Raw genomic sequence first — 5,659 nt, 5'->3', positions numbered from 1 at the left:
GCGCCTCCTACCTGCGCAAGGTCGCCGAGGTGTTCGCCCGGCACGCCCGGGAGCTGGCCGAGCTGGAGACCCGCGACAACGGCCGCGTCATCAGCGAGACCGCCGGACGCGACCTGCCCGGGATGACCCACCTGTGGAACGCCGCCGCCGCGGAATGCGTCCGCGCGGCCGAGGGGCGCGGCGTCGACTTCGGACCCGGCGTGCAGGGGGTGACGCGCCGCGAGCCGTACGGGGTGACGGTGGGCATCATCCCGTGGAACTCCCCCATCTCCACGCTGTCGGCCAAGGCGGCGTGGGCGCTGGCCGCGGGCAACACCGTCATCATCAAGCCCGCCGAACAGGCGGCCGTCTCGTCCCTGCGCGTCGGCGAGCTGCTGCGCGAGGTGCTGCCGCCCGGCGTGCTCAACATCGTCTCGGGGCTGGGCGAGGAGGTCGGCGACCCGCTGGTGCGCAGCCGGGGCGTCGACAAGGTCAGCCTGACCGGCTCGGTGGACACCGCGAAGATCATCACTCGGGCGTCGGCGGACGCGCTCAAGCCGCTGGCCCTGGAGCTGGGCGGCAAGTCCCCCAACATCGTCTTCGCCGACGCCGACCTGGACCGGGCCGCGCCGGGCGTCACCACGCAGGCGATCTTCACCCCGAACGCCGGGCAGATCTGCTACGGCGGCTCCCGGGTGCTGATCCAGCGGCCCGTGTACGAGGAGATGATCGAGCGGATGCGGGCCATCGCCGCGGGCATCCGCCTCGGCGACCCGATGTCCCCCGACACCACGATGGGCCCGATCGTCTCCCGCGAGCAGTACGAGCGCGTGACGTCCTACCTGGAGATCGGCGTGAAGGAGGGCGCCGAGCTGGTGTTCGGCGGACGGTCCGGCGCCGAGCTGGTCGAGGAGCGCCTGGCCGGGGGCTACTGGGTGGAGCCGACGCTGTTCGCCACGACCGACAACGGGCTGCGCATCTGCCAGGAGGAGATCTTCGGCCCGGTCGCCGTGGCCATCCCGTTCGACACCGAGGAGGAGGCCGTCGCGATCGCCAACGACTCCTCCTACGGGCTGGCCGCGGGCGTGTGGACGCGCGACCTGGGTACCGCGCACCGCATGTTCCGCGCCCTGGAGGCCGGCACCGTCTGGATCAACACGTTCCGAAAGGTGCTGTTCCCCCTGGAAGGCACCAAGGACAGCGGGTACGGCAACGACTCCCTGCTCGCCTACACGCGCGAGAAGGCGGGCCTGTTCGAGTTCTGAGGGCTCCGGCGCCGGCCGGACGCCGGCGCGGCGGACCGCCCCGCGAACGCCGGGCTCCCGGCGCGCCCCGGGAGGGCGGCGCGCCGGGAGCCGGCGTCAGGCGGTCAGGAGAACCGCTTGGGCTGCTTGGGCAGCACCACGTGGGACGGACCGCGCCAGGCGCCCTGCTCCGGCGCGACCAGCGTGGACACGGACTCCTCGCCGAGGACGACGGGGACGGCGACCGAGCTGCCCGCCAGGTCGACCGTCACCTGGGCGCCGGTGGGCGTCTCGGTGTTGTAGTCGGCGTCGGTGCCGGCGATGATCAGCGCCAGCCGGTGCCCCTTCTTGAACACGTACTCCTGCGCGAGCGTCTGCCAGCGCACGCGGTAGTACTTGCCGGGGGTCAGCGGGGTCGGGTGGCTGAGCGAGGCGCGGTTCTGGGCGTCCAGCCAGCCGCGCGCGACGACGTTGACGTCCGAGGTGACCGTCTTGGTGCGGGTCTGCCGGTAGCAGGCGTCGTCGTCGGCGGTGCTCTCACCGTGGCAGCTCTCGGTGGTCAGCGTCTCGATGCCCTCGCCCGAGCCGAGGTAGTCGACGCGGGTGTCGGTGCCGTAGTCCACCAGCAGCGCGGTGAGGTTGGCGGTCGGCTTGTCCAGCTTCACCTTGAGGTCCGCGGTGGGCGTGCCGGACAGGCGCACGTCGCGCGGCAGCGGCGCCGACACGAACGACAGCCGGTACGGCTTGGCCGCCGTCGGGTCGGAGACCAGGTCGCCCTCGGTGTACCCGGCGCCCCGCGGGCCGGGCGCGTCGGTGTACGTGCCGGTGGCGCCGCGCGCGGCGGGCTTGAGGCCCAGGGTGCCGTCGGCGCCGGGACGCAGCCGCAGCGTGCGGGCGGACGGGGTCGGCCAGTCCGCCTGGGTGATCCACCGGTCCGGAGCGATCTCGATGTCGACGCGCGGCTGCCGCAGCACGTCGTTGTTGATCTTGTGCAGCTCGTGGTCGAACCACTTGTGCAGCGTGGCGATCCACTCCTCGCGGCGCGTGTCGAACGGGTCGACGTGGCCGCGCTGCGACAGCCACAGCTTGCGGGTCACGCCGCGCTTGGCCAGGCCCGCCCACCACTGGGCGAAGTGGTTGGTCTTGACGTTCAGGTCGTTGACGCCGTGGTAGGCGAACACGCTGGCCCGCACGTTGCCGACCTCGCCCACCGTGCCCTTCCGGTAGTTGGACTCGGCCCAGTAGGCGTTGTAGTTGCCGGTCGCGTCGTCCTCGCCCTCGTCGAGCTCGGCGCGGACGGCGGCGCACTTGGCCGGGTCGTCGGTGTCGACGTAGTCGGCCAGCCAGGGCTGCTCGTCCTCCCAGTACTTGACGCCGTTCATCCGGCTGTAGTCGTACCAGCTGCTGATCGCCGAGATGGGGACGATGGTCTCCAGGCCCCGCACGCCGGTGGCGGCCACGCCGTTGGCCAGCGTGCCGTCGTACGACTTGCCGATCATGCCGGTGCGGCCGGTGGTCCAGGTCGCCCGCACCGGGTCGCCGTCCGGCGTGTAGGCCTTGGCCCGGCCGTTCAGCCAGTCGATGACGGCCTTGACGCCCAGCACGTCCGGCGCGCCGCCGCTGGTCGGGCAGCCGTCCGACTTCGTCGTGCCGATCATGTCGACGGCCACGAAGGCGTACCCGCGGGGCACGAAGTAGTTGTCATAAAACAGCGGGAACTTCACCGGGTTCCCGGCCGCGTCGTAGACCTTGCGCTCGCTCTCGTTGCCGCGCCCGGCGTTGTCGTAGTACGGGCTGGCGTCCATGATGACCGGCACCTTGAGGCCCCGCTGGGTCTCCTTGGGCCGGATGATGTCGACGTTGACGCGGTCGCGCTTGCCGTCGCGGTCGCTGTCGATCGGCGACTCGACGTACACGTGCTCGCGGATCGCGTCGGCGTAGGAGAAGACCGGCTGGGTCACGCCGCCCTTCACCACGATCTTGGGCGCGGCCGCCGCGTCGGCCGCGCCGCCCGCGCCGGCCAGGGCGACGCCGGTCGCCAACGTCACCGCGACGGTCCGCCGGGTCCGTCTCAGGGATCTCCTGGGCAACCCGCACCTCCGTGTCTCGTTGATCGCTACGGAGGCACAGGCAACACCGTGCGCGGGGCCAGGTAAAGATCGATCGCGCACGAACCGCGGCCGGTTTTGGTCATTTGTTGCCGTTGCACCGGGCTCGCCGCCTGAAATGTTCCTTGACGTCCGTTTGCCTGGCGGCGGGCGCGCTGTCGCGGCCATAGCGCGCGCCGTTCTCGGGCTCCAGGAGATGGGGCGTTCGCGAGCGGCCGACTCGGGGGCGAGGCGGACCGCGCACGCTGACGCTCGACGACCTGACGCACATCCCCGAGGACGGCGAGCCGGTCGACGGTGATCGATGCGGTGCTTCTTTCGGCGGGGAAACCGCGGGTCAGGAGCGCCGATCGGTGTCCTTGCTGGGTTGGACGCGCTTGGGCTCGCCGGGCATCTTCGGGTAGTTCGGGGGATAGGGCATGTCGCCCAGGCCGCGGTCCCGCTCGTCGCGGTCGGCCATCTCCAGCAGGGGCTCCAGGGAGAAGGCGCGGTCGTCGATGGCGGCGTGCAGGTCGCCCGCCTCGGCGAAGCGGGCGGGCATGGTGGCGATGGTGAAGTCCTCGGGCGCCACGTCGGCCAGCTCCTCCCAGGCGACCGGCGCGGAGACCGGGGCGTGCGGCAGCGGGCGGACGCTGTAGGCCGAGGCGATCGTGCGGTCGCGGGCGTTCTGGTTGAAGTCGATGAAGATCTGCTCGCCGCGCTCCTCCTTCCACCACCGGGTGGTGACCAGGGCGGGGGCGCGGCGCTCCACCTCGCGGCCGAACGCCAGCGCCGCGCGGCGGACCTCGGTGAACGTCCAGCGCGGCTCGATGCGCACGTAGATGTGCACGCCCGCCTTCCCCGAGGTCTTGACGAAGGCGGTGTAGCCGAGCTCGTCCAGCAGCTCGCGGACCGGGCCGAGCGCCACCCGCACCGCGTCGGCGAAGCCGGTGCCGGGCTGCGGGTCCAGATCGATGCGCAGCTCGTCGGGGTGGTCGACGTCGGCGGCGCGCACCGGCCAGGGGTGGAAGGTCAGCGTGCCCAGGTTGGCCGCCCAGGCGATCACGGCGACCTCGGTGGGGCACACCTCGTCGGCGGACCGGCCGCTGGGGAAGTCGATGCGCGTGGACGCCACCCATTCGGGCGCCCCCTTGGGCAGGCGCTTCTGGTAGAACGCGTCGGCGCCGCGCGGGTTGTCGCGGGTGGCCAGCCGGGCGCCCTCGAACACACCGCCGGGCCACCGTTCCAGCGTGGTGGGCCGGTCGCGCGTGGCGCGCAGGATGCCCTCCCCCACGGCCACGAAGTACTCCACCAGCTGCCGCTTGGTGTAGCCCGGCCGCGGGAAGTAGACCTTGTCGGGATTGCTGACCCGGACGAGGCGCTCCCCCACCCGGATCTCGATGCTCGGCGCGCCCATGCTGGCACGCTAACCCACGCCGCCGACATTTCCCCAGGCCAGGCCGCCGCCGGCCCCGTCTCGGGCATGCCGGCGCGGCGCCGGCGGGGTACGGTCGGAACATGGAGAAGATCCGCAAGAGCGACGAGGAGTGGCGGGCGCAGCTGACGCCGGAGGAGTACCACGTGCTCCGGGAAGGCGGGACGGAGCGGCCGTTCACCGGCGAGTACAACGACACCAAGACCGTGGGGGTGTACCGCTGCCGGGCCTGCGGCGCCGAGCTGTTCCGGTCGGAGGCCAAGTTCGAGTCCCACTGCGGCTGGCCGGCGTTCTTCGAGCCCGCCGAGTCGGAGGCGGTCACCCTCCACGAGGACCGGTCCCTCGGCATGGTGCGCACCGAGGTGCGGTGCGCGGCCTGCGACTCCCACCTCGGGCACGTCTTCCACGGGGAGGGCTACCCCACCCCGACCGACGACCGCTACTGCATCAACAGCATCAGCCTCAGGCTGGAGCCCGCCGAGTGATCGGCGTCCCCGCCCGGCGCGGGCGGGGACGCGGGAACGGTCCAGTCAGCGGGTCTCATCAACGGTGCAGTCGTCCTTGTCGTTCTGCTTGTTGGCCAGCACGACGCTGCCGTTGTCCGGGCTCTTGCCGTGGACGAACACGCGCGGCGCGTCGTCGCCGCCCTCCTGGAGGAACTCGGTGGTCCACTCGCACAGCGAGACGGCGGGCTCGGAGTTCTCGTCGCCCTCCTCCAGGTCGGTGTAGACCCGCAGGAGGCCGCCGGTGCGCCGGACCTCCTCGACATGCTTGGTGATCTTCTTGTCGGGGTCCTTGCGCTCGAAGTACGGCAGCGCGTCGGGCACCTCGTCGGGGTCGCCGGCGGGGGCGGCCGGCGCGGTCGTCCCGGCCGCGGCCCGGTCGGCGCCGGACGCCGGGGAGCGCTGCGCGCC

The 5,659-nt window shown here is 72.2% G+C and carries 5 protein-coding genes; 2 read left to right on the top strand and 3 right to left on the bottom strand.

Translation table 11 applies throughout. The annotated features are described in order from the left end of the window. A partial coding sequence (locus tag AR3_RS28385; RefSeq protein WP_067918628.1) for an aldehyde dehydrogenase family protein occupies positions 1-1,244 on the top strand: 1,244 nt, incomplete at its 5' end. Positions 1,245-1,348: 104 nt separating this feature from the next. Here the strand turns inward: AR3_RS28385 and AR3_RS28380 are convergent. Further along, complete coding sequence (locus tag AR3_RS28380; protein WP_390099641.1) at positions 1,349-3,313, bottom strand: Xaa-Pro dipeptidyl-peptidase; 1,965 nt, start codon at positions 3,311-3,313, stop codon at positions 1,349-1,351. A gap of 355 nt (positions 3,314-3,668) precedes the next feature. Beyond that, a complete protein-coding gene (locus tag AR3_RS28375; protein WP_067918626.1) occupies positions 3,669-4,727 on the bottom strand; it encodes a DNA polymerase domain-containing protein in 1,059 nt (352 codons plus the stop codon). A gap of 101 nt (positions 4,728-4,828) precedes the next feature. Between AR3_RS28375 and msrB the strand changes: the two genes are divergently transcribed. After that, positions 4,829-5,230, top strand: a complete 402-nt coding sequence (gene msrB / locus AR3_RS28370) for a peptide-methionine (R)-S-oxide reductase MsrB (RefSeq protein ID WP_067918624.1) — start codon at positions 4,829-4,831, stop codon at positions 5,228-5,230. Between the two features lie 45 nt (positions 5,231-5,275). On the opposite strand, the gene AR3_RS31385 is transcribed toward msrB, so the two are convergent. Continuing rightward, positions 5,276-5,659, bottom strand: a 384-nt coding sequence (locus tag AR3_RS31385) for a hypothetical protein (RefSeq protein ID WP_169803915.1), incomplete at its 5' end; no start/stop codon positions are given.

Origin of the sequence: Actinomadura rubrobrunea NBRC 15275, from assembly GCF_001552235.1 — a bacterium.
Taxonomy (GTDB): Bacteria; Actinomycetota; Actinomycetes; order Streptosporangiales; family Streptosporangiaceae; genus Spirillospora; species Spirillospora viridilutea.
This window is presented reverse-complemented; position numbering and strand designations above follow the sequence as displayed.